The organism is Novosphingopyxis sp. YJ-S2-01 (assembly GCF_016093175.1).
Classification (GTDB): domain Bacteria; phylum Pseudomonadota; class Alphaproteobacteria; order Sphingomonadales; family Sphingomonadaceae; genus Novosphingopyxis; species Novosphingopyxis iocasae.
Genome location: NZ_JAEDAI010000001.1, coordinates 739,291 through 762,719, shown reverse-complemented (window position 1 = coordinate 762,719; position 23,429 = coordinate 739,291). Strand labels below are relative to the sequence as shown.

At 65.9% G+C, this 23,429-nt stretch carries 19 protein-coding genes; 17 read left to right on the top strand and 2 right to left on the bottom strand.

Features of this window, described 5'->3' with window-relative positions; all coding sequences use genetic code 11:
• The first annotated feature begins 19 nt into the window (after window positions 1–19).
• From I6A82_RS03640 to bchO, 8 genes are all read left to right on the top strand, one after another.
• Complete coding sequence (locus I6A82_RS03640; protein WP_198093775.1) at window positions 20–2,323, top strand: FdhF/YdeP family oxidoreductase; 2,304 nt, start codon at window positions 20–22, stop codon at window positions 2,321–2,323.
• Entirely contained in the window at window positions 2,323–3,321 is a 999-nt protein-coding gene (gene moaA, locus I6A82_RS03635; protein ID WP_198093774.1) for a GTP 3',8-cyclase MoaA, read from the top strand. The genes I6A82_RS03640 and moaA overlap by 1 nt, the downstream gene beginning before the upstream one ends.
• Window positions 3,322–3,474: 153 nt before the next feature.
• Complete coding sequence (locus I6A82_RS03630; protein WP_232343266.1) at window positions 3,475–4,677, top strand: efflux RND transporter periplasmic adaptor subunit; 1,203 nt, start codon at window positions 3,475–3,477, stop codon at window positions 4,675–4,677.
• A gap of 15 nt (window positions 4,678–4,692) precedes the next feature.
• Window positions 4,693–8,013, top strand: a complete 3,321-nt coding sequence (locus tag I6A82_RS03625) for a multidrug efflux RND transporter permease subunit (protein ID WP_198093773.1) — start codon at window positions 4,693–4,695, stop codon at window positions 8,011–8,013.
• Window positions 8,010–9,644, top strand: coding sequence for an efflux transporter outer membrane subunit (locus I6A82_RS03620; protein WP_198093772.1), 1,635 nt, complete (start codon window positions 8,010–8,012; stop codon window positions 9,642–9,644). The genes I6A82_RS03625 and I6A82_RS03620 overlap by 4 nt, the downstream gene beginning before the upstream one ends.
• Window positions 9,645–9,692: 48 nt before the next feature.
• Window positions 9,693–10,706, top strand: coding sequence for a magnesium chelatase ATPase subunit I (bchI, locus tag I6A82_RS03615; RefSeq protein WP_198093771.1), 1,014 nt, complete (start codon window positions 9,693–9,695; stop codon window positions 10,704–10,706).
• Window positions 10,703–12,325, top strand: a complete 1,623-nt coding sequence (locus tag I6A82_RS03610) for a VWA domain-containing protein (protein ID WP_198093770.1) — start codon at window positions 10,703–10,705, stop codon at window positions 12,323–12,325. Before bchI ends, I6A82_RS03610 begins: the two co-directional genes overlap by 4 nt.
• The gene (bchO, locus tag I6A82_RS03605; RefSeq protein WP_198093769.1) at window positions 12,322–13,188 is read left to right on the top strand and encodes an alpha/beta fold hydrolase BchO; all 867 of its coding nucleotides are present in this window, start codon (window positions 12,322–12,324) and stop codon (window positions 13,186–13,188) included. The genes I6A82_RS03610 and bchO overlap by 4 nt, the downstream gene beginning before the upstream one ends.
• Before the next feature lie 41 nt (window positions 13,189–13,229).
• On the opposite strand, the gene I6A82_RS03600 is transcribed toward bchO, so the two are convergent.
• Both I6A82_RS03600 and I6A82_RS03595 read right to left on the bottom strand, forming a co-directional pair.
• On the bottom strand, window positions 13,230–14,000 hold the full coding sequence (locus I6A82_RS03600; protein ID WP_232343264.1) for a hydratase: 771 nt from the start codon (window positions 13,998–14,000) through the stop codon (window positions 13,230–13,232).
• A 119-nt stretch (window positions 14,001–14,119) separates the two neighbouring features.
• Window positions 14,120–15,676: a phytoene desaturase family protein gene (locus tag I6A82_RS03595; RefSeq protein WP_198093768.1), complete on the bottom strand. Its 1,557-nt coding sequence runs from the start codon at window positions 15,674–15,676 to the stop codon at window positions 14,120–14,122.
• Between the two features lie 70 nt (window positions 15,677–15,746).
• Between I6A82_RS03595 and I6A82_RS03590 the strand changes: the two genes are divergently transcribed.
• The 9 genes from I6A82_RS03590 (at window position 15,747) to pufL (ending at window position 23,426) form a co-directional block, all read left to right on the top strand.
• The gene (locus I6A82_RS03590) at window positions 15,747–16,814 is read left to right on the top strand and encodes a methyltransferase (protein ID WP_198093767.1); all 1,068 of its coding nucleotides are present in this window, start codon (window positions 15,747–15,749) and stop codon (window positions 16,812–16,814) included.
• 82 nt (window positions 16,815–16,896) lie between these two features.
• A complete protein-coding gene (gene bchC, locus I6A82_RS03585) occupies window positions 16,897–17,823 on the top strand; it encodes a chlorophyll synthesis pathway protein BchC (RefSeq protein ID WP_198093766.1) in 927 nt (308 codons plus the stop codon).
• Window positions 17,820–18,812, top strand: a complete 993-nt coding sequence (locus I6A82_RS03580; RefSeq protein WP_198093765.1) for a chlorophyllide a reductase iron protein subunit X — start codon at window positions 17,820–17,822, stop codon at window positions 18,810–18,812. Before bchC ends, I6A82_RS03580 begins: the two co-directional genes overlap by 4 nt.
• Window positions 18,812–20,233: a chlorophyllide a reductase subunit Y gene (gene bchY / locus I6A82_RS03575; protein ID WP_198093764.1), complete on the top strand. Its 1,422-nt coding sequence runs from the start codon at window positions 18,812–18,814 to the stop codon at window positions 20,231–20,233. The genes I6A82_RS03580 and bchY overlap by 1 nt, the downstream gene beginning before the upstream one ends.
• The gene (bchZ, locus tag I6A82_RS03570) at window positions 20,230–21,678 is read left to right on the top strand and encodes a chlorophyllide a reductase subunit Z (RefSeq protein WP_198093763.1); all 1,449 of its coding nucleotides are present in this window, start codon (window positions 20,230–20,232) and stop codon (window positions 21,676–21,678) included. The genes bchY and bchZ overlap by 4 nt, the downstream gene beginning before the upstream one ends.
• A gap of 14 nt (window positions 21,679–21,692) precedes the next feature.
• Window positions 21,693–21,908, top strand: a complete 216-nt coding sequence (locus I6A82_RS03565) for a hypothetical protein (protein ID WP_198093762.1) — start codon at window positions 21,693–21,695, stop codon at window positions 21,906–21,908.
• Window positions 21,909–21,938: 30 nt separating this feature from the next.
• The gene (gene pufB, locus I6A82_RS03560; RefSeq protein WP_198093761.1) at window positions 21,939–22,109 is read left to right on the top strand and encodes a light-harvesting antenna LH1, beta subunit; all 171 of its coding nucleotides are present in this window, start codon (window positions 21,939–21,941) and stop codon (window positions 22,107–22,109) included.
• A gap of 19 nt (window positions 22,110–22,128) precedes the next feature.
• Window positions 22,129–22,455 (top strand): light-harvesting antenna LH1, alpha subunit, encoded by a 327-nt coding sequence (gene pufA, locus I6A82_RS03555; RefSeq protein WP_198093760.1) that lies wholly within the window; start codon window positions 22,129–22,131, stop codon window positions 22,453–22,455.
• A 131-nt stretch (window positions 22,456–22,586) separates the two neighbouring features.
• On the top strand, window positions 22,587–23,426 hold the full coding sequence (pufL, locus tag I6A82_RS03550) for a photosynthetic reaction center subunit L (RefSeq protein ID WP_198093759.1): 840 nt from the start codon (window positions 22,587–22,589) through the stop codon (window positions 23,424–23,426).
• The last annotated feature ends 3 nt before the right edge of the window (window positions 23,427–23,429 follow it).

Below are 23,429 nucleotides of genomic sequence, written 5' to 3'. Positions count from 1 at the left end.
GCACCGAAGGAGCCCCCGTATGAGCGACCCCCGTGATCCGGCCAACCGCGACAATCACGATATGCCGCATTATGACGGGCCCGCCGGCGGCTGGGGCAGTGTACGCGGCATGGCGGCGATCGCGGGCACGGAAAAACCGACGCCAGCGATGCTCGAAACCCTCGCCCGGCAGAACAAGGCCGGCGGCCATATGTGCACCAGCTGCGCGTGGGCCAAGCCGAAAGACCCGCACCATTTCGAGTTTTGCGAGAACGGTGCAAAGGCAACGATGTGGGAGCTGACCACCAAGCGCTGCACGCCCGAATTCTTCGCGCGCCACAGCGTGACCGAGCTGCGCAGCTGGAAGGATTTCGATCTCGAGGATCAGGGCCGCCTGACCCACCCCATGCGCTACGATGCCGAGACGGATCATTATGTGCCGGTGGAATGGGACGAGGCGTTCCGCGAAATTGGCGCGCATCTGAAGCGGCTCGATCCCAAATCGGCCATCTTCTACGCCTCCGGCCGCGCCAGCCTGGAAACGAGCTATCTCTACGCGCTGTTTGCCCGCGCCTATGGCCACAACAATCTGCCCGACAGCTCCAATATGTGCCACGAAACTACTTCGGTGGCGCTCAGCAAGGTGATCGGATCGCCGGTGGGCACCTGCACGCTGGACGATTTCGACGAGTGCGACGCGATCTTCTTCTTCGGCCAGAACACCGGCACCAACAGTCCGCGTTTCCTCCACCCGCTGCGCGACGCCGTAAAACGCGGCTGCAAGATCGTGACCTTCAATCCGCTGAAAGAGAAGGGCCTCGAGGAGTTCATCTCGCCGCAAAACCCGGTCGAAATGCTGACCGGGCGCGCCACCAAGATCAGCTATCAATATCATCAGGTGAAGGCGGGCGGAGACATCGCCGCTATCCTGGGCATGTGCAAATTCATTCTGGAGTGCGATGTGAAGCGTCGCCAGGCGACCGGCCGCGGCGTGATCGATGAGGATTTCATCGCCGAACACACGCACGGGTTCGAGGAGTTCAAGGCCAAATGCGCCGCCACGGGCTGGGAAGAGATCGAGACCAATAGCGGTCTGCCCCGCACCGCGCTGATGGACGCTGCGCGCGTCTATATGGACGCCGAAAAGGTGATCGGCATCTACGGCATGGGGCTGACGCAGCATGTCCACGGTTTCGAGAATATTGCGCTGCTCACCAATTTCCTGCTGCTGCGCGGCAATATCGGACGCCCCGGCGCGGGCATGAGCCCCGTGCGCGGCCACAGCAATGTGCAGGGCCAGCGCACCGTGGGCATTGCGGAAAAGACCGCGCTCGTCCCGCTCGACCTGATTGCCGAACAGTTCGGGTTCGATCCGCCGCGTGAGGACGGCATGAACACCGTGGAAGCCTGCGAAGGCATCGAAGACGGCACCGTAAAGGCTTTCATCTCGCTGGGCGGCAACTTCGTGCGCGCCATTCCGGACATCGTGCGGATGGAAGAGGCGTGGCAAAAGTTGGAGCTGACGGTGCAGATCGCGACCAAGCTCAACCGCAGCCATCTGATCAACGGCAAGAGCGCATGGTTGCTGCCCTGCCTGGCCCGCTCCGAACGGGATATGCAGGCGAGCGGCATGCAGAAGGTGTCGATGGAAGACAGCCTGAGCCATGTTCACGCCTCCTTCGGCAAGCGCACGCCGGCGAGCGAGCATCTGCTGAGCGAATTCGCGATCGTCGCAGGCCTTGCCAAGGAAACCTGCGCGCCCAATCCCAAGCTTCGTTGGGACGATTGGACCGGCGATTATTCTATCGTGCGCGATCTGATTGCCGAGACCTATCACGAGCAATTCTACGACATGAACGAGCGGATGCTGCAGGCAGGCGGCTTTTACCGCGGCAACAGCGCGCGCGAGCGGGTCTGGAAGACCGAGAGCGGCAAGGCCGAGTTCACGACCCCTGAAATGCTGTCCGCCACCGGCCTCGCCGACAAGGAAGGCCGCTATCGGCTCATCACGCTGCGGTCCAACGACCAGTTCAACACCACCATTTACGGCTATTCGGACCGTTTCCGCGGGATCGAGGGCACGCGGCACGTGATCCTGATCAATCCGAAGGAAATGGAAAAGGCCGGCCTGAAAGCGGGCCAGCGCGTCACCCTGATCGGCGATGCCGAAGATGGCGTGGATCGGCGCGTGCCGGGCCTGACGGTGACACCTTATGAGGTGCCCGACGGCTGCCTTGCCGGCTATTTTCCGGAGCTCAATCCGCTCGTCCCGCTCTGGTATCATGACGAGAAATCGAAGACACCAGCTTCAAAAGGCGTACCGGTGCGCATAGTTACCGACTGATGGCTTGCGGAAAATTGATCGACGAATTCGGACGCACGATCCGGTACCTGCGCCTTTCGGTGACGGATCGGTGCGATCTGCGCTGCAATTATTGCATGGGTGAGGCGATGCAGTTCCTGCCCCGGCGGGAGCTGCTCGATCTCGATGAGTTGGTACGTCTGGCGGACGGATTCATCGCCCGCGGCGTCAACAAGATCCGGCTGACCGGCGGCGAGCCGTTGGTGCGCGCCGTGACGCTGCCGCTGATCGACGAACTGGGCAAGCGGCTGGGTCACGGTCTCGATGAGCTGACGATGACCACCAACGCCACCAACCTCGCCCGGCATGCGCAGCGCATCGCCGATGCCGGTGTGAAGCGGCTCAACGTCTCGCTCGACACGCGCGATCCGGCAGCGTTCGCTGCGCTGACCAACCGGGACATGCTGAGCCGCGTCCTCGACGGCATCGATGCCGCCCTTGATGCAGGCATCAAGATAAAGCTCAACACCGTGGCTTTGGCCGACACCAACCGTGAAGAAATTCCGGATCTTGCTGCTTGGGCGCATGTCAAGGGCATGGACATCACCTTTATCGAGGTGATGCCGCTCGGCGATATCGCGGCCGAACGATCGGACCAGTTCCTCTCGCTGGAAACCGTGCGCCGCGATCTGGAGCAGCGCTTCACGCTGGAGCCGTCCAGCCATGTCAGCGGCGGCCCGGCGCGTTACTGGAATGTCGCGGAAACGGGTGGACGCATCGGCTTCATCAGCCCGATCAGCCATAATTTCTGCGCCAGCTGCAACCGCGTGCGCGTGACCGCCAAGGGAGAACTGTTCCCCTGCCTCGGCCATGGCGAGATGACCGATCTGCGCGCCGCCCTGCGCGGGCCGGAGCCGGAACAGGCCCTCGATGCCGCGTTGGACCGGGCCATGAAGACCAAGCCGGAGCGCCACCATTTCCGCATCGCCAAGGGCGCCGATCCGGCGCTGGCGCGGCACATGTCCGTCACCGGCGGCTGAACATTCGGCACAGCCGGGTCCGGCAAAAACCCAAATTTGCACACGCGAATAAAAGGTTTCGGTAAAAAACTGAGTTAGTTCGTTCGAACGACTTGCGGGGCAGGCGGATCGGCCCTATGCCTTTTGCTGCAACTGCTAAGGAATGGCCGCCGCATGGTCTCGACAACCAACATGCGTACATGGATGATTGCCGCCGCGATGGCGCTCGGCGCCTGCTCCGGCGGGGACGAGGACAAGGCAGGTCCGCCGCCGGCGACGCCGGTAAAGGTCGCGGCCGTGCGGACGCAGTCCGTGCCTAACATTATCGAGCTGCCGGGCCGGGTTGAGCCGATCCGGACCGCCGAAGTACGCGCCCGCGTCACCGGCATCGTGCAGGCCCGCGTCTATGATGAGGGCACCGAAATTCGAAAAGGCGCACCGCTGTTCCGGATCGATCCGCGCGAGGTGCAGGCCACGGTCAATCAGGCGCGCGCCAACCTGCAGCGGCTCCAGGCTACCGCCGCCAATGCCAGCGCAGTGGTTCAGCGTTACCAGCCGCTGGTGAGCGAACAGGCCATCAGCCAGCAGGAATATGACGCCGCCGTCGCGGCGCAGCGCGAAGCCCGCGCGCAGGTCGCCGCCGCACGCGCGCAGCTGGACGCGGCGCAGTTGCAACTCAGCTACACCACCGTCCGCGCGCCGATTTCCGGCCGCGTGGGCCGCGCACTGGTGACCGAAGGCGCGCTCGTCAGTCAAAGCGAAGGCACGCTGATGACCCGGATCGAGCAGCTCAATCCGATCTTCGTGACGCTGACGCAGGCCTCATCCGAGGTGCTGGACATCCGCCGCGCCATCGCATCGGGGGAGTTGGAGCTCGACCCCAATGGCCGCATCGAGTTCGAGGTGCAGTTTGAGGACGGCACGCCTTATCCCATCAAGGGGCGCCTGAATTTCCTCGATTATTCGGTCGATCAGAGCACCGGCGCGGTTGTTCTGCGCGGCGAAATCCCCAACCCGCAACAATTGCTGCTTCCCGGTGATTTCGTGCGCGCACGTATTCTTGCCGGCCAGCGCGAAGGCGGCATCATTGTGCCTCAGCGCGCCGTGCAGGTGGGCGAGAACGGTTCAACGGTATTCGTGGTCGGCCCGGACGGAAAGGCACGCAGCCAGAATGTCGAGCTGGGTTCGCTGGTCGACAATGGCTGGATCATCAAAAGCGGATTGAAACCGGGCGACAAGGTGATCGTCAGCAATTTGCAGAAGATCCGCCCCGGCGCGCCTGTAAAGGTTCAGGACAGCCGCTCGGTTCTGGGCAGCACGGCCCGTCCGCAGCCAAGCGGCGGCCAGCCTTCGGGCGCTGCGGCCAAGACCCAGTAAGGGCGGAGCGCGCGCGTGCCACGTTTCTTCATCGACCGACCGGTTTTTGCCTGGGTAATTGCGCTCGGTGTGCTCTTGGGCGGCATCATCGCCCTGCGCGCCCTGCCGATCGAGCAATATCCGCAGGTCGCCCCGCCCTCGCTTACCATTTCGGTCGCTTATCCCGGTGCCGACGCCCAGACGCTGGAGCAGAACGTCACCCAGGTGATCGAGCAGCAGCTGAACGGCGTTGAAGGCTATCTCTACATGGCCTCGACCAGCCAGTCGAACGGCACCGCCTCTATCACGCTGACCTTCGAGGCTGGCACCGATATCGATATCGCGCAGACCGAGGTGCAGAACCGTCTTTCCACGGTGGAGGCGCGCCTGCCCGAATCGGTGCGGCGGCAGGGCATTACGGTGCGTCAGGCCAATACCGGCTTCCTGTTGATCGTCGCGCTGACCAGCCAGGGCGAGCAATATGACGCCGTGGACCTTGGCAATATCGCCTCCACCCGCATCGTCGATGAACTGCGCCGCGTGCAGGGCGTGGGCGATATCCGGCTGTTCGGTTCCGAATATGCCATGCGCATCTGGCTCGATCCGCAAAAACTGGCGAGCTACAATCTCACGCCGTCCGATGTGGTGGCGGCCATCAGCGCGCAGAACAGCCAGACCGCAGGCGGCTCGCTCGGCGCGCTGCCCACGGTCGATGACCAGCAGATCAACGCGACTATCGTTACGCAGGATCGTTTCTCCACGATCAAGGAATTCGAGCAGGTCATCCTGCGCGCGGCGCAAAGCGGCGCGACGGTGCGCGTCGCAGATGTGGGCCGTGTGGAGTTGGGCGCGCAAAGCTACGACACCACCACCACGCTGAACGGCAAGCCGATGGCCGGCATGGCCGTACAGCTTGCCACCGGCGCCAATGCGCTTGCCGCGGCCGAGGGCGTGAAGGCCCGGATGGAAGAGCTGCAGCGTCAGCTGCCGCCGGGCGTCAGCTATTCGATTCCCTATGACACCACCCCGTTTGTTCAGACCTCGGTCGACGAAGTGGTGAAGACGCTGATCGAGGCGATGGTGCTCGTCTTCCTCGTCATGTTCCTGTTCCTGCAGAACTGGCGCGCCACCGTGATCCCGGCGCTGGTCGTGCCGATCGCGCTGGCAGGCGCCGCGCTCGGCCTGTGGCTGTTCGGTTTTTCGATCAACGTGCTGACGCTGTTCGGCATGGTGCTGGCCATCGGCATCCTGGTGGACGACGCGATCGTAGTGATCGAGAATGTCGAGCGCATCATGCGCGAGGAAGGCCTTCCGCCGCTGGAGGCCACGCGCAAGGCGATGGACCAGATCACCGGCGCCATCATCGGCATTACGCTGGTGCTGATCGCGGTGTTCATCCCCATGGCGTTCTTCCCCGGATCGACGGGCGGCATCTACCGCCAGTTCTCCGTGACCTTGGCGATATCGATCGCCTTCTCCGCCCTCATGGCGCTCACGCTGACGCCGGCCCTGTGCGCCGCCTTCCTGAAGCCGATCGAAGAAGGCGGCACGGGCAGCGCCCCGTCGCTGGACGAAGAGGAGGAGGAAGAAGAAAGCGCACAAACGCGCGCGCAGGAGAGCGACGACAAGCAAGGCGATCAGGATCGCGGCTTCTTCGCCCGCTTGTGGGACAAGGTCAGCGGGTTCTTCGCCGCGTTCAACCGCTGGTTCGCCCGGATGACCGAGCGCTATGCGAAGGTAAACAGCCGCATTCTGTCCAAACCGATGCGCGGACTGGCCGTCTTCACGCTGCTCGCTGCGATCACCGTGTTCCTGTTCATGCGCCTCCCCACGGCCTTCCTGCCGACCGAGGATCAGGGCTATGTCATCACCGTCGTACAAAGCCCGCCGGGATCCACCCGCAATGTGCTGAACGAGGCGATCGCCCCGGTCCAGGAGTTCTGGCTGGATCAGCCCGAGGTGCAGAACCTCGTGATCGTGCGCGGCTTCAGCTTCTTCGGACAGGGCCAGAATAACGCGCTGATGTTCGCCAGCCTGAAGCCCTGGAGCGAGCGGACCGGCGATGGCAGTTCTGCGGGCGCGCTGGTGGAAAAGGCCACCGGTGTGTTCAGCCAGATACAGTCGGCCATCGCCTTCGTGATCCAGCCGCCGCCGATCCAGTCGCTCGGCAATGCCAGCGGCTTCTCCTTCAAGCTGGAGGACCGCGCCGGGTTGGGCCGCGATGCGCTGCGCCAGGCGCAGCAGCAACTGCTCGGCATGGCCAGCCAGAACGAGGTGATCACCAATATCCGCCCGGAAGATCAGCCCGCCGGCCCCGTCCTGCGCGTCGATATCGACCGCACGCTCGCGACCGCGCTCGGCCTCTCGATATCGGACGTCAACAATGCGCTCGGAATCAATTTCGGCTCGACCTATATCAATGACTTCAACCGCAACGGCCGGGTGCTGCGCGTTATCGCGCAGGCCGAAGCTGCCGACCGGATGACGCCGCAGGACGTGATGGATCTGCGCGTGCCGAACGATCAGGGGCAGCTCGTCCCCTTCAGCACTTTTGCCACCGCCGAATGGACCGCCGAGCCGCCCAGCCTGGCGCGTTACAACGGCTATCCCGCCATGACGATTTCCGGTGAGGCGGCGAGCGGCCGCTCGTCCGGCGCTGCGATTGCGGCGATGGAGCAGATGGCCGACAAGCTGCCCGATGGTATCGGCTATGAATGGACCGGCATCAGCTATGAAGAAAAGCAGTCCGCCGGCCAGGTCGGCGCGCTTCTCGGCCTGTCGGCGCTGGTCGTGTTCCTGCTGCTCGCCGCGCTGTATGAAAGCTGGGCGGTGCCGCTTTCGGTGCTGCTGATCGTGCCGATGGGCGTCTTGGGCGCGGTCTTGTTCTCGATGCTGCGCGGTCTCTCGGCAGATGTGTATTTCAACGTCGGCCTCATCACGATCATCGGCCTCGCCGCCAAGAACGCCATCCTGATCGTCGAGTTCGCGATCGAGGAGGAAGAGCGCGGCCTGAAGCCGATCGAGGCGGTAAAGGAAGCTGCCAAGCTGCGCCTGCGCCCGATTATCATGACCTCACTCGCCTTCATTCTGGGCATGGTGCCGCTGGTGCTGGCAAGCGGTGCGGGCGCGGCCAGCCGTATCGCGGTGGGCACCGGCGTGATGGGCGGCATGATCACCGCCACCGGCATCGGCGTGTTCATCATTCCGCTCCTCTATCTACTGGTCCGTCGCCATCTCAGCCGCAAGCAGCCGCACGCCGCCGGCACGATGGAAACCGACGGTGAGGAAGCGGACGGAAGCGAACCGGACGGCGATGGCGCGGGCGGCAGCGACCAAGGAAAGGCACAGCCTGCATGACGATCCGCCAAGCCCTCCGCCCCGCTGCCCGGCTGTCCCTGGTCTCGGCCTCCGCGCTGGCTTTGTCCGCCTGCGTCAACTTCGCGCCCGATCATGCGCGTCCGGCTCAAGCAAGCGATCTAGCCTATGATCCGGACTATCGCCCGGACGGCGGCGCCGTTGCAAGCAGCCTGGCCTGGCAGAATTATTTCGCCGATCCGCGGCTGGAAGCGCTGATTGCCGAGGCGCTGGCCAACAACCGCGATCTGCTCGCGGCCACCGCGCGGATCGAACAGGCCGCGGCGCAATATCGCATCCAGCGCTCCCAGCAGCTTCCCAATGTCGGCCTCAACGCCAGCGCCGTCCGCACCCGTATCGGCAGCGGTGGCTTCGGTGGCGGCGGCTTAGGTGGTGCAGGCGGCGGGACCGGTGCAGGCGCGGGCAATGGCGGCAGCGGTAATGGCGGCGCGGGCGGTGGCGGTACCGGCGGGGGCGGCGCAGGTGGCGGCGGTGCGCTTGTCGGCGGATCGGGCGGCACGACCTTCAACCGTTTCAATGTCGGCGTCGGCGTGTCCTCGTTCGAGCTCGATTTCTGGGGCCGCGTCGCCAATCTTACCGAGGCTGCGCGCGCGCAATATCTCGCCAGCGTCGCAGCCCAGCGCGCCTTTTATCTCTCGCTGATCGGCGACGTCGCTTCGGCCTATTTCGATCTGGTCGAGACGCAGGAACAGCTGGAACTGGCCCGCAACACGGTCGAAAGCCGTCAGGAGGGCTTGCGCATCGCCAAGCTGCGGCTCGATGCCGGCGTCACCAGCGCACTCGATTATTATCAGGCCGAAACGCTCCTGACGCAGGCCGAACAGCAGGTCGCCGTCGAGCAGCAGAATCTCGCCACCGCCACCAATCAGCTCACCGTCCTCGTCGGCGGCCGCATTCCTGGCGATCTGCCCCCCGGCCTGTCGCTGGCCGACGAAACCGTCACCGCGCGGCTCGATGCCGGACTGCCGTCCCGCCTTCTTCTCGTGCGGCCCGACATCGTGCAGGCCGAAGAGCAGCTGCGCGCGGACGAGGCCAATATTGGCGCGGCGCGCGCGGCCTTTTTCCCGAACATCTCGCTAACCGGCAATGCGGGTTTTGCTTCCACGAGCCTCGGCGGCCTGTTCGACGGCGACGCCTTCACCTGGAGCTTCGGCCCCAGCCTGAACCTGCCGATCTTCGACTGGGGCGCGCGCGAGGCGGATCTAGGACTTGCCAAAGCGCGGCGGCTCGAATCGGTCGCGAATTACGACAAGGCGGTGCAAACCGCGTTCCAGGAAGTGTCCAACGCCCTCGCCGGGCGCCGCTACATTGCCGATCAGGTGGCGGTCCTGCGCCGCGCGGTGGAAGCGAACGACCGCCTCTCCTATCTCGCGCGCCTGCGCTACCGCGAAGGCGCCGCCAATTATCTCGAAGTACTGGATGCCGAGCGCAATCTCTTCGCCGCGCAGCAGGCTTTGCTGACGGCGCAGCGGCAGGAACTCCAGAACTTCGCTTCGCTCTATGTGGCGCTGGGCGGCGGCACCGAGGTGCGCACGCCGGAGGTTTCGCTGGAGCCGCTGCGGCGAGAGATCGAATCGCCGACTCCCGCGGCGCAGGAAAACGAAGCGCGCTGATCGCTCCGCTGTCGCCGAGCGTCGCCGGGTCTGCTAGGCAGATGGGCGATGACCAGCCCTTATCCCTTTTCCGCCATCGTCGGACAGGAACCTTTGAAACGCGGCCTGCTGCTTCTCGCCATCGACGCGAGTATCGGCGGCCTCCTCATCCTCGGCGATCGCGGCACCGGCAAATCCACCGCGGTGCGCGCGTTGGCCAAATTGCTTCCGGACATGAGCGTGGTGAAAGGCTGCCGCTATGGTTGCGCGCCCGAGCCTGCCGCCGCGCGATGCGCCGAGTGCCGCGAAACGGATCGGAGCAAAACCGCCAAGGCGCCGGTGCCGATGGTCGATCTTCCGCTGGGTGTGAGCGAGGACCGTTTGGTCGGCGCGCTCGATCTCGAACGCGCGCTTGGCGAGGGTGTAAAGGCATTCGAACCTGGCCTGCTCGCCCGCGCCAATCGCGGCTTCCTTTATATCGACGAGGTCAATCTGCTCGAAGACCATCTTGTCGATCTGCTGCTCGACGTGGCGGCCAGCGGCGAAAATCTGGTCGAGCGCGACGGGCTTTCGGTGCGTCACCCTGCTCGCATTCGGCTTGTCGGCAGCGGCAATCCCGAAGAGGGCGAACTGCGCCCGCAATTTCTCGATCGCTTCGGCCTCGCCGTCTCGGTCACGACACCAACGTCCATTGCCGAGCGCATCGAGATCGTGAAGCGGCGCGACGCCTATGAGCAGGATCCCGAAGACTTCGTCGCCCACTGGAAACGGCAGGACGGCAAACTGCGCCGCGCCGTCGAACGCGCGCGCGAGGCGCTGCCCACTATCGAAACGCCCGACGCCGCGATCGAACAGGCCGCGCGTATCTGCATGGCGCTGGGCACCGACGGCCTGCGCGGCGAACTGGTGACCATCCGTGCAGCGCGCACGCTCGCCGCGCTGGAAGGCGAGACGGAGGTGACTGCGGAGCATGTCCGCACCATCGCGCCGATGGCGCTCGCCCATCGCCTGCGCCGCGATCCCCTCGACGGCGGCGACGGCGAAGCCCGCGTCCAACGCGCGCTGGAAGAGATCGCGGCGTGAGCGTGGCCGCGCGCCGAATGGAGGACGCGCGGGCGGCGATCGATCTGGTGAGCGAGGCCGGACTGTCGCTGGTTCTGCGCGCCCGCGAAGGCCCGGTGCGCGCGCATCTTCTGGAACGGCTCGCCGCGGCTGAACGCGGCATGCTGCGCATAACCGCCGAGGCCGATGTCGAGGCGCTGACAGGCGGCATCGACGTCATGGCTAGCGTTGCCGCCGGGCGGACCGTGCGCACCCGTTCGCTCTCCCAGAGACTGGAAGGCCGCGTGCTGCTGGTAGCGGGTGCGGAGCGGATCGGCGAGCGGTTCGCCGCACTGATTGCGCGCGGGCTCGACGAAGGGGCCTTCCCGGGCGGGGTGGTGCTGATCGACGAGAGCGAGCCGGACGGGGCGATGGGCGCGATGCTGGCGGACCGCATGGCGATGTGGGTCGATTGCGACGGCCTGTCGCTACGCGATCTCGAAGCCTTTCCGCCGATCGACGAGGATGGCGAACCAACCGGCGATCTGGTCGCGCCCTTCTGCGAACTGGCGGCGGTGCTCGGCATCGCATCATTGCGTGCGCCGAGCCATGCCATCGCCGTAGCGCGTGCGCTGGCCGCGCGTCGGGGCACGGGGGAAACGACTCGCAGCGACGCAGAGGGGGCGGTGCGGCTCGCGCTCGCCCCGCGCGCGCGGCGGTTGCCGGAAGAGCCTTCCGAACCGCCGCCGCCGGAACCGGACGAAACACCCCCTTCCGACGAAGCCGACACCGCCGAACAGAAGGAAGGCGACGATCTGGGGGAGCGGCTGGTGGATGCAGCGCAGGCCGCGCTTCCCGCCGGTTTGCTGGAAATCGGCGGCGGCGCCATGGCCGGCGCGGGTCTGCACGGCAGCGCGACAAGCCGCGGCGGCGGTTCGCCGCGCGGGCGGCGGGGGCAGCTTCGCAAGGGCCTGCCCCATGCCGGCGCCCGGCTCGATCTGGCCGCCACGCTGATTGCCGCCGCTCCGATGCAGCGGCTGCGCGGACGGGGGCCGGGAGACCGCCCTGCCATCCGCACCGACGATATTCGCGTGCGCCGTCCGGTGCCGCAACGCCGCCGCGCCACCATCTTCGCCGTCGATGCCTCCGGTTCCGCCGCGCTGGCGCGCCTTGCCGAGGTGAAGGGCGCGGTCGAGCACTTGCTCGCCGAAAGCTATGTGCGGCGGGACGAAGTGGGGCTGATCGCCTTTCGCGGCTCGGCTGCCGAAACGCTGTTGCCGCCCACGCGCTCGCTCGCCCGGGCGAAGCGCGAGCTGCAGGCGCTGCCGGGCGGGGGCGGAACACCGCTCGCCGCCGGAATTGCCGCGGGCCTCGAGCAGGCCGCGCGCAGCCGATCGGCGGGCCGCGCGCCGCTGCTGGTGGTGCTGACCGACGGCGGCGCCAATATCGCGCGCGACGGCACACCGGGCCGCGCGCAGGCGCAGCAGGATGCGGAAGCCATCGCCGCGCTCGTTGCCGCCGCCCGTATTCCGGCGATCCTGATCGACAGCTCCGCGCGCGGGGACCGCCGCGTGGAGGCCCTCGCCCGCTCCATGGCCGCGCGCTACGTTCGCCTGCCCCGCCTCGATGACGGCGCGCTCGCCGCGATCGTGGCGCCATGAGCCACCCGGATTGGGACCGCGACGGGGCCGATTGGCCGAACCGCGAGGCGAGTGCGTTCGTCACCGCCGCCGGCCACCGCTGGCATGTGCAGCGCGGCGGGAGCGGCCCCACGCTGCTGCTGCTGCACGGCACGGGCGCGGCGACGCATAGCTGGGGGCCGATCTGGCCGCTATTGGCGCCGCATTTCCGGCTGATCGCGCCGGACCTGCCCGGCCACGGCTTCACCTCCCCGCGCGCGAGCGGCATGCTTTCGCTGCCCTATGTCGCGCGCGCGGTAGGCGGACTGCAGGAGGCACTGGACGAGACGCCTACCTATGTCGCCGGGCACTCCGCCGGAGCGGCGGTGGCCCTGCGCATGGCGCTGGACGGACGGATCGCGCCGCGGGGGATCGTCTCGCTGAACGGGGCGCTACTGCCGTTCAAGGGACCGGCGCACCGCCTGTTCCCGGCCATCGCCAAGATGCTGTTCCTCAACCCGCTGGTGCCCAGCTTCATGGCTTGGCGCGCGCAGGACGACGGCGCGGTGGACCGCGTTCTGGGCCAGACCGGATCGAGCATCGATGCGCGCCAGCGGGACTATTATGCGCGGCTGTTCCGCCATTCCGCCCATGTCGATGCCGCGCTGGCGCTGATGGCCAATTGGGATCTCGACGGGCTGAAGGCCGATCTCGGTCGCCTCGAACCCTCGCTCACCCTGCTGAACGGAAGCGAGGACGGCATGGTGCCCCCCGTCCAGGGACGCGAGGTCGCCGCGCTGGTGCCAAATGGGCGAACCGAATGGCTCTCCGGCCTAGGGCATCTGGCGCATGAAGAAGCGTCAGGCCGCGTGGCGGACGCAATAAAAAGCGCCATCGACGTTTAGGCCTTCCCTGGGCAGCTCACGGGCCGGGAGTAAAGTGGCGCTCAGCGATCCCCCGAAGGCCGCGCGGCAATCGGCCAGGGGACACGCGGCTTGGTGCGCCGGTCCGCCAGGCGCGGCATCTTGTAGGGCAGCATGAACTGCACCGCGGGCGAGCGTAGCCGGTCTAGCGACAGGCTCTCATGCATCGCCTCCACCTCCTCCCCGAACAAGTGCGTTGAGAGGCGGGTGCGCGCGTAGAAGGGCGTGTCTTCCAGCGTCTTGCGCACACGCACCTTGGTGCCCGCGTCCGCGCGCGTCCGGCGACCCATTAGCCAGAGCGTGGGCGGCAAGTTGGCGGGCGCAGGCAGATCGATCTCCGACACCTCGGCATCGGGATCGAAGGCGACGGCGAGGCTATTGGGCGCGCCGTCGCGCGGCATCAGATCGTACAGCACGACCGTGCGCCCGTCCTTCAGCGTCGCGCGGCTCCAGTCCCAATGCGAAAAGCCGTTCTCGATCGGCTCGGCCCCAACATTCATATCGAGATAACCGCAGCCGCTCCAGCTCGCCTCCGGCTCGTCCATCGCCACTTCGATGCGCGCGCAGGGGGCGACGGGCCACCAGAAATGCCGCTCGTTCCGGCCCAGCGCCAGGGGCCGGTCGACCAAAGCCTCCGGGCGCACGCGGATCGTCCCGCGCACCTTGCGGCGCAGCCAGGGCGTCGTCTCGGCAATGTCGATCACCAGCGTGTCGCCTTCCCAGCGCAGGCCACTGGGGCCGATCCGAAACTCCTGCCGCTCACGCGAGACCGCTTCGGTGCCCCGCTCGGTCATCGTCCACCGGGCGTTGCGCCCATAAAGCGCAACGTTGAGCGCGCAGTGATCGAGCGGTTCGGCGCGATATCCGCTGGCATAATAAGGCGAGAAGACCGATCCCGCGAAAGCGATGACCGTCAGCCCGTAGCGTCCGCAGTCGCTGAACGCGTCGACATACCACCAGGCATATCCGCCCTGCGGGAGATCGATGTCAAAGCGCGGTCTTTGCGCATCGCGCGGTACGCCGCCCGGCCCGAAAGCGCGGCCATCGGCACGCCCGCGCCCGGATGGACGCTGCCGCCCGCGCAGTAGAGCCCCTTCACGCCCGTGGTCGCGCCCGGCCTCTGGAACGAAGCCATCCACCCATGCGAAGCCCGGCCGTAAAGCGCCCCGCCGGTCGCAGGAAAACGGCGTTCGAAATCCGAAGGTGTCGAGATCGAACATCGGGATCGATCGATCCGGATGGGTATCCCCGAGCGGGAGAGCCGGTTCGATATGGCGGTCATGCATTGATCGATCTCCGCTTGCGAATAGTCATGAATGTCGCCGTCTGCCGGTGCGTTGACGACGATCAGCATCGCCTCCAGCCCGCCGCGTGGACGCTGGGCTGCGGCATCGGCCCCGCGGTCCTGCGCGCACAGATAAACGGTGGGATCGGATGGGATGCGGCCCGCCGCCAGCTCGGCGAACTCCGCCTCGCTATCGTCCGAGAAGGCGATATTGTGACGCACGAGGGGTGCGTCCCCCGCATCGGCCAGCATGGCGACGGTGAAGGCCGAAAAGGATCGATCCGCGCGCTTGAACCGCGTGCGTCCTTTGGCCGGGGCCTTGCCGAAACGCCCCTCGGCAAGAGCCGCTGCATCGGCTGTCAGTAGCACGGTCTCCGCCTGCACGGTCGATCCATCGGACAGGCGCACGCCGGCTGCGCGCCCGCCCTCGACCAGAATTTCTTCGACGCCCGTGCCGAAACGGCCCTGCGCGCCCGCACGTTCGGCCCCCTGCCACATCGCCTCGGCCAATCGGCCCATCCCGCCTTCGACCAGCCCGACGCCGCGCCGCTCCACCTCCGCAATCAAGGCGAGCGTTGCGGGCGCCTCGAACGGAGAGCTACCGCAATAGGTGGCATAGCGCCCGAACAACTGGCGCAGTCGCGGGTCGGCAAAATGCTGCGACACCATTTTCCAGAGCGAGCGATAGGGATCAATCTTGGCAAAGCCGGATAGCCCCCTCACGCCGCCGCGCCACATCAGGTCGATCGGGTTTGCCGGTTTGTCCGCGCGCATGAAGCTGTCTTCCAGCGCATTGAGTATGGCCCCGCCCGCTTTGGTGAAGCTGTGAAATCCCTTCGCGTCTTCCTCACCCGCAAAAGCGGCGATGGCATCCGCGCTGCGGGACGTATCGGCGAACAGATCGAGCGAGGCACCGTCCGACCAGAAATGCCGCGCCAGAATATCGGCGGGCTCGATTTGCGGCAGGTCGATATCGAGATCGGCGAACACATCGCCCAGGGTCAGAACGGTGGGGCCGGTGTCGATCGCGCGGCCCTCAATGGTAATGGTGGCCATCTTGCCGCCCGGCGCATCCGCCTTCTCGATAAGAAGCACCGCGACGCCCTCCGCCGCCAAAAGGTTCGCGGCAGTCAAACCGGCCATGCCGGCGCCGACGATGACCACGGGAGCGGATGTGTTGCCCATGAGGACAGCATGCGCCCCGCCCCCGCAACTGTCCATTTCTTTTGTCGGTTTTAGCTGTAAACATAGCTGGATGTTCGGGTTACGAGCTCTTCGCGACTGCCTGCTCGGCGATCCTTCCTTCCGTGACCGGATCGGGCGGATGCCGGTGGGGCGGCGCATTTCGGCCCATCATGCACAGCGATTGTTCGGAACGGTGGCTGGCTTTTCACAGTCGCAGATGCTGTTCGCTGCGGTGGAACTGGGGCTGTTCGATCGGCTGCGCGAGCGGGCTTGCGCGATGGACGAATGGCCGGCTTTTTCCGGTCTGCCGGAAAGCGGCGCGGCGGCGCTGCTTCAGGGCCTCATCGCCACAGGGCTGCTGGAGCGGCGGGGCGATCGCATCGCGCTATCGATCGACGGGCTGGTCGTCGCGACCGATACCGGACTGCGCGCGATGATCCAACACAACCGGCTGCTCTATGAAGACATGGCCGATCCGGTGGCCATGCTGCGCGGGGGCGGCGACGGACGCATCGCATCCTTCTGGCCCTATGACGGCGGCAGCGGCGACGCCGCCGGTTACGCAGCGCTGATGGCCGAATCGCAAAGTTTCGTCGCGGACGCTGTGATCGCCGGGTTCGACTTCGGCGCGGCCAGCCATGTGCTTGATCTCGGCGGCGGCGACGGACGGTTCGTTGCCGAGCTGGCACGGCGCTTTCCAAAGCTGCAACTCAGCCTGGCCGATCTCCCACCCGTGCTGGAAGTGGCCCGCGACTCGCTGCGTCGCCAAGGACTGGCCGGGCGCGTGGCCCTCCTGCCCGCCGATAAATCTTTCCCCCAGGCCGACGTCGTGACCCTCGTCCGCGTCCTGCACGACCATGACGATGCCTCCGCGGCCGCCATGATCGCGCGCGGCGCCAACGCGCTTGCACCGGGCGGACGGCTGGTCATCGCAGAACCGATGGCGCAGCGCGGGCGCGATCCGCAGACCGCCTATTTTGCCGCCTATTTTGCAGCCATGCGATCGGGCCGCCTTCGCACGCCCGCCGCCCTCAGGCGTCTGCTGCGCGATGCGGGGCTGAAACCGTCGCGAAAGCTGCGGCGGCCCTCCCCGCTTCTGTCAGTCCAGACTGCCACGCAAACCGTACAGCCAGCTTGACACTAAAAAATGTAAGTATATTCTGACAGTCGGATTAGCGCCGCTGATCGACAGACGGTGCCAGCCTTCTCGAAGGAACACGATGCGCAGCCAAGCCGTCATAATGCAGGAGCCAGGATCACTCGCTATCGAGTCGATCGAACTGGACGCACCTGCCGATGGCGATGTCGTGGTGGAGATCGCGCGTAGCGGCATCTCTACCGGCACCGAAAAGCTGCTCTGGGAAGGGCGCATGCCGCACTTTCCCGGCATGGGCTATCCGCTCGTCCCTGGATATGAGGCGGTGGGCGAAGTGGCCGAAAGCCGCAGCGCACGCTTCCATGTCGGCGACAAGGTGTTCGTGCCGGGCGCAAAATGCTTCGGCGAGGTGCGCTCCTTGTTCGGCGCGGCCGCACGCACGCTGACCGTGCCGGGCGAACGCCTTCTCTCCAACGATCTGCTGGGTGACGAGCGCGGCGTTCTGCTGGCGCTTGCGGCCACCGCGCACCATGCGGTTGCGGGCGGCGCGCTGCCCGATCTGATCGTCGGCCATGGCACCGTCGGACGCATCATGGCGCGGATCGCTGTCGCCAAGGGCGGAATGCCGGTCGTGTGGGAACGCGATGCCGCGCGCACCGGCGGCGCGTCCGGCTACGCCGTCACAAATGCCGAGTCGGATGATCGCCGCGACTACCGCACGATCGCGGACTGTTCGGGCGACGCCGCCTTGATCGATCCGCTGATGGGTCGCCTCGCCAAGGGCGGGGAGCTGGTGCTTGCGGGCTTCTATCCGGGCCGCATCGATTTCGCCTTCGCCCCCGCCTTCATGCGCGAGGCCCGCCTGCGTATCGCCGCCGAATGGACGCCCGCCGACATGCAGGCCGTGCGCGGCCTTATCCAAAGCGGCGCGCTCAGCCTCGACGGCCTCGTTACCGACCACGCCCCGGCACGCGAGGCGGCCAGCGCCTATTCGCGTGCCTTCACCCAGACCGACTGCCTGAAAATGGTGCTCGATTGGAGCGAATTATGACCCTTGGCGCCCCCCGTCCCAGCCGCGACACGATCGACCTCGCTTATGATCCGGCCGAGGACGAAGAGACCGGCCCGGCCAAGAAAGAGACGCAGATCATCGCGATCTACGGCAAGGGCGGCATCGGAAAATCGTTCACGCTTGCCAATCTCAGCTACATGATGGCGCAGCAGGGCAAGCGCGTGCTGCTGATCGGCTGCGATCCCAAGAGCGATACCACCAGTCTGCTATTTGGCGGCAAGGCCTGCCCCACCATCATCGAAACCGGCTCGAAAAAGAAGCTGGCGGGTGACGAGGTTCGCATCGAAGACGTGTGTTTCAAGCGCGACGGCGTGTTCGCGATGGAACTGGGCGGCCCCGAAGTCGGCCGCGGCTGCGGCGGGCGCGGCATCATCCACGGCTTCGAAACGCTGGAAAAACTCGGCTTCCACGATTGGGGTTTCGACTATGTGCTGCTGGACTTTCTTGGCGACGTAGTGTGCGGAGGCTTCGGCCTCCCCATCGCGCGCGACCTCTGTCAGAAGGTCATCGTCGTGGCGTCGAACGATATGCAGTCGCTTTATGTGGCGAACAATGTTTGCTCCGCGGTGGATTATTTCTCGAAAATGGGCGGAAATGTCGGCGTTGCCGGCATGGTGGTGAACAAGGATGACGGCACGGGCGAGGCGCAGGCCTTCGCAAACGAAGCGAAAATTCCGATTCTCGCCTCGATTCCCGCGAATGACGACATCCGCAAGAAGAGCGCGAACTATCAGATCATCGGCAAGCCCGGCACCGAATGGGCGCCCCTGTTCGAGGAGCTGGCCAAGAACGTGGCCGAAGCGCCGCCGATCAAGCCGTCTCCGCTGGAACAGGACGCGCTCCTGAACCTGTTCTCCGCCGACGAGACCGGCCGTGATTACGTGCTGCAGCCCGCCAGCATGGAAGACATGCACGGACGCCCGGTGCCAGAGCCGAAGAGCCTCGAAGTCATCTACGAGACGGTCTGATGGCGCACAGCGAAACCCTTAGCGCGACCGCACCCGCACCCGACAGCGTGGATTGCCATGGCGACCGCGCCGCGATCCGCGCACGCGCCGGGGAAGCGGGCGCGGGCGAGGTGCTCGACAAGCTGACCGCGGACTATCCCATGGGCCCGCACGATCAGCCGCAGAGCATGTGCCCCGCCTTCGGCTCCCTGCGCATCGGCCTGCGCATGCGCCGCACCGCGACGATCCTGTCGGGATCGGCCTGCTGCGTTTACGGCCTCACCTTCACCTCGCACTTCTACGGCGCGCGCCGCAGCGTGGGCTATGTGCCCTTCAACAGCGAGAGCCTGGTCACCGGCAAATTGTTCGAGGATATCCGCGATGCGGTCCACGACATGGCGGACCCCGAAAATTATGACGCGATCGTCGTCACCAATCTGTGCGTGCCCACCGCCAGCGGCGTCCCGCTGCGGCTGCTGCCCAAGAGCATCAACGGCGTGCGCATCGTCGGCATCGACGTGCCGGGCTTCGGCGTGCCGACCCATGCCGAGGCGAAGGACGTTCTGGCAGGCGCCATGCTGGCTTATGCGCGCAAGGAAGTGGCCGAAGGGCCGGTTCGTGCGCCCAGAGAGAAAATGGGCGAGGGCAAGGCCGATCTTCCGAGCATCACCATGCTGGGCGAGATGTTCCCCGCCGATCCGGTGATCCTGGGCCGCATGCTGGCCCCGCTCGGCCTGGCCGCCGGGCCGGTGGTGCCGACGCGCGAATGGCGCGAACTGTATCAGGCGCTCGATTGCGCCGCCGTTGCCGCAATCCACCCCTTCTACACCGCCAGCATCCGCGAGTTCGAGGCGGCTGGCCGCACGGTTCTGGGCTCCGGCCCCGTCGGCGTCGAAGGCACGCAGGATTGGCTGGCCGCGATCGGCGATGCTTGCGGGATCGCTGCCGAAAAAGTCACTGCCGCACAGAATGCCATGCTGGGCGCCTGCCGCGGCGCGCTCGCCCAGTCGCCGATCAAGGGCCGCATCACCCTGTCGGGCTATGAAGGCTCCGAACTGCTGGTCGCGCGTCTGCTCGTCGAAAGCGGCGCGGATCTGCGCTATGTCGGCACCGCCTGCCCGCGCACTCCCTTTGCCGAGATCGATGCGGCATGGCTGGAAGCGCGCGGCGTCGCCGTCCGCTTCCGCGCCAGCCTGGAGCAGGACTGCGCGGCGATGGAGGCGTTCGAACCGGATCTCGCTATCGGCACCACCCCCGTGGTGCAGAAGGCGAAGGAGCGCGGCATCCCGGCGCTCTACTTCACCAATCTGATTTCCGCCCGCCCGCTGATGGGCCCGGCAGGTGCGGGATCGATCGCCGAGGTGGTGAATGCCGCCATGACGTCCAAACCGCGGTTCGATGCCATGAAGGCGTTCTTCGCGCCGGAAGGGGCCGCGGCATGACCCTCGTCCTCGATCATGATCGGGCCGGCGGCTATTGGGGCGCGGTCTATATGTTTACCGCGCTAGAAGGGCTGCAGGTGGTGATCGACGGCCCGGTGGGCTGCGAGAACCTGCCGGTCACCAGCGTGCTGCATTATACCGATGCGCTGCCGCCGCATGAGCTTCCGATCGTCGTCACCGGCCTGTCCGAACAGGAGCTGGGGCGCGACGGCACCGAACAGGCGCTCACGCGCGCAGGCGCGACGCTCGACACGTCGAAGCCCGCGGTGGTCGTCACCGGATCGATTGCCGAGATGATCGGTGGCGGGCTGGTGCCCGAAGGATCGCACATCAAGCGCTTCCTGCCGCGCACCATCGATGAGGATCAGTGGCAGTCCGCGGACCGCGCGCTCGCCTGGATGATGAGCGAATTCGGCGGCAAGGTCCGCCCGCGCAAGAAGAAAGAGGGCGAGCGCCCCCGCGTGAACATCATCGGGCCGGGCTACGGCATGTTCAACGGGCCGAGCGACGCAGCCGAGATCGTGCGGCTGGTCGAAGGCATCGGCGCGGAGGTGAACTGCTGCTTCCCGCTCGGCAGCACGCTGGCCGACGTCAAGAAGCTGAACGATGCGGACGTCAACATCTGCCTCTACCGCGAATATGGCCGCAAGCTGTGCGAGATGCTGGACCGGCCCTATCTGCAGGCGCCGATCGGCATGCAGTCGACCACCGCATTTCTCGAGACGCTGGGCCAGCTGCTGGGCCTCGACGTCCAGCCCTTTATCGCGCGCGAGAAGGCGACGACGCTGAAGCCGATCTGGGATCTGTGGCGCTCGGTCACGCAGGATTTCTTCGGCACAGCGAGCTTCGCGATCGTGGCCAATGAAACCTACGCACGCGGCGTGCGCCACTTCCTGGAAGAGGAAATGGGTCTGCCCTGCCGCTTCGCGGTCTCGCGCATCGCCGGGCAGAAGCCGGACAACCAGTCGGTGAAAGAGCGGATTGCCGAAAACCCGCCGATGGTGATGTTCGGCTCGATCAACGAGCGCATCTACATGGCCGAAGCGGGCAGCCGCGCGACTTACATCCCCGCAAGCTTCCCCGGCGCGATCATCCGCCGCCACACCGGCACGCCCTTCATGGGATATTCCGGCGCGGTCTATCTGGTGCAGGAAGTCTGCAACGCGCTGTTCGACATGCTCTTCCACGTCATTCCGCTGGCGGGCCAGCTCGATCAGGTGGAAGCGACACCGGCGCGCGCCAGCGAGAGCGAACAGGCGATCGGCTGGGACGGGGAGGCGCAGGCGCTGTTCGATGCGGCGCTCGCCAAATTCCCGGTGCTCACGCGAATTTCGGAAGCCAAGCGCCTGCGCGACGCAGCCGAGAACGAAGCACGCCGCCGCGGAGAAGACGCGGTGCGCGCGGACATGCTGGCGCATGTTTCAGGCCCGGGAGGACATTCATGAGGAGGAGAGCGATCATGGCGATGGAGAAACCGGCAGGCGGCCGCATGCGGCGCATGCATAATGCAGCGGTTGGATATCATCTTCTCGTCGGCCTGGTGTTCACCGCTTATCTGCCGGTGACCCTCGCCAGCAGCTTCGGGGCAAGGCCCGCCGGTTCCGCCGGCCCCTTTGCCACCGCACTCGACACCGCCCGCGATGCGGCGGCGCAGGCGTTCTCGCTGCCTGGATGATCCGAAAGCGACGTTTGAGGAGAAGCCGTTATGGCAGAAAAATTTGATCCGCAAGACCGGCCGAGCCTGTCCGGCCTGACCGAGAGCGAAGCGAGGGAATTCCACAAATTCTTCTCGACCAGCTTCCTCGGTTTCACCGGGTTCGCCCTCATCGTCCATATTCTCACTTACGCTTTCGCGCCTTGGGGCGTGGGACTGTAAGTCCTGAAAGGAAACTCTCATGAGATTATGGATGATTTTCGATCCGCGCCGCGCGCTGATCGGCCTGTTTGCTTTCCTGCTGGTGCTGGCTCTGTTGATCCACTTCATCCTGCTCGGCACGGAAAAGTACAACTGGCTCGACAGCAGTTCCTCCGATCAGGTGGAAGCGGTTGCGATCTATCCGGCGCAGCCGATGGCCCCCATGGGTCCGGCAGCGGGTGGCGAGATGGCTCCGGCTGCGGGCGCTCCGGCAACCCAGAGCGGCGCGATGGCCCCGGCCACGAACGTTCCGGCGGGTACGCTTCCGGCGACGTCCGACACGGCTCCGGCCGCGGGACCGCAATAAGCGGACAACTTCAAGGGGCGGTGCCCGCGGGCACCTCCTCACTTTTCAGACAATAGCGGACCGGCGCTGGCCGGACGCAATGCCCTGACCCGGCCGAAGCGCTGGATGGGCAAAAGAAGGATGCCCCGGCGATGAGCATGCTGAGCTTCGAAGAGAAGTACCGCGTTCGCGGAGGAACGCTGGTCGGCGGAGAGCTGTTCGATTTCTGGGTCGGGCCCTTCTATGTCGGTTTTTTCGGGGTAACCGCCCTGTTCTTTGCGCTGCTCGGCAGCCTTTTGATTTTCTGGGGCGCGGCTATCGGCCATGCCGATACGATCTGGCAGATCACCATCGCGCCGCCGCCGCTCAAATACGGCCTGGGCTTTGCGCCGCTGGCCGAAGGCGGATTGTGGCAGCTCATCACCATCTGCGCAATCGGCGCTTTCAGCAGCTGGGTGCTGCGCGAAATCGAGATTTGCCGTAAGCTGGGCATCGGCTGGCACATCCCCATCGGTTTCAGCTTCGCTGTATTCGCCTATGTCAGCCTGGTCGTCTTCCGTCCGCTGCTGCTCGGCGCATGGGGCCACGGCTTCCCTTATGGCATCATGGCGCACCTCGATTGGGTGTCGAACGTGGGCTATCAATTCTACCACTTCCACTACAACCCGTTCCACATCCTGGCCGTCACCTGCTTCTTCGCAACGACGATGTTCCTGGCGATGCACGGCGGGCTCGTCCTCTCCGCAGTCAATCCGGGCAAGGGCAAGGAAGTGAAATATGCCGAGCATGAGAATGCCTGGGCGCGCGACGCGATCTTCTACTCGGTCGGCGAAATCGGCATCCACCGCGCCGGCTATCTCCTGGCGCTGAACGCCGGTTTCTGGAGCGCGGTCTGCATGATCGTGAGCGGTCCCTTCGTGGTGCAAGGCTGGCCCTATTGGTTCGATTGGTATCTCCAGCTGCCGATCTGGAACCTTCTGGGCAAATTTTAGGGG

Bases quoted from the DNA above. Each gene is read 5' to 3' on its own strand.
- I6A82_RS03640 (WP_198093775.1), top strand. From the start codon at position 20: ATGAGCGACCCCCGTGATCCGGCCAACCGCGACAATCACGATATGCCG.
- moaA (WP_198093774.1), top strand. From the start codon at position 2,323: ATGGCTTGCGGAAAATTGATCGACGAATTCGGACGCACGATCCGGTAC.
- I6A82_RS03630 (WP_232343266.1), top strand. From the start codon at position 3,475: ATGGTCTCGACAACCAACATGCGTACATGGATGATTGCCGCCGCGATG.
- I6A82_RS03620 (WP_198093772.1), top strand. From the start codon at position 8,010: ATGACGATCCGCCAAGCCCTCCGCCCCGCTGCCCGGCTGTCCCTGGTC.
- bchI (WP_198093771.1), top strand. From the start codon at position 9,693: ATGACCAGCCCTTATCCCTTTTCCGCCATCGTCGGACAGGAACCTTTG.
- bchO (WP_198093769.1), top strand. From the start codon at position 12,322: ATGAGCCACCCGGATTGGGACCGCGACGGGGCCGATTGGCCGAACCGC.
- I6A82_RS03600 (WP_232343264.1), bottom strand. From the start codon at position 14,000: ATGACCGAGCGGGGCACCGAAGCGGTCTCGCGTGAGCGGCAGGAGTTT.
- I6A82_RS03595 (WP_198093768.1), bottom strand. From the start codon at position 15,676: ATGGGCAACACATCCGCTCCCGTGGTCATCGTCGGCGCCGGCATGGCC.
- I6A82_RS03590 (WP_198093767.1), top strand. From the start codon at position 15,747: ATGTTCGGGTTACGAGCTCTTCGCGACTGCCTGCTCGGCGATCCTTCC.
- bchC (WP_198093766.1), top strand. From the start codon at position 16,897: ATGCGCAGCCAAGCCGTCATAATGCAGGAGCCAGGATCACTCGCTATC.
- I6A82_RS03580 (WP_198093765.1), top strand. From the start codon at position 17,820: ATGACCCTTGGCGCCCCCCGTCCCAGCCGCGACACGATCGACCTCGCT.
- bchY (WP_198093764.1), top strand. From the start codon at position 18,812: ATGGCGCACAGCGAAACCCTTAGCGCGACCGCACCCGCACCCGACAGC.
- bchZ (WP_198093763.1), top strand. From the start codon at position 20,230: ATGACCCTCGTCCTCGATCATGATCGGGCCGGCGGCTATTGGGGCGCG.
- I6A82_RS03565 (WP_198093762.1), top strand. From the start codon at position 21,693: ATGGCGATGGAGAAACCGGCAGGCGGCCGCATGCGGCGCATGCATAAT.
- pufB (WP_198093761.1), top strand. From the start codon at position 21,939: ATGGCAGAAAAATTTGATCCGCAAGACCGGCCGAGCCTGTCCGGCCTG.
- pufA (WP_198093760.1), top strand. From the start codon at position 22,129: ATGAGATTATGGATGATTTTCGATCCGCGCCGCGCGCTGATCGGCCTG.
- pufL (WP_198093759.1), top strand. From the start codon at position 22,587: ATGAGCATGCTGAGCTTCGAAGAGAAGTACCGCGTTCGCGGAGGAACG.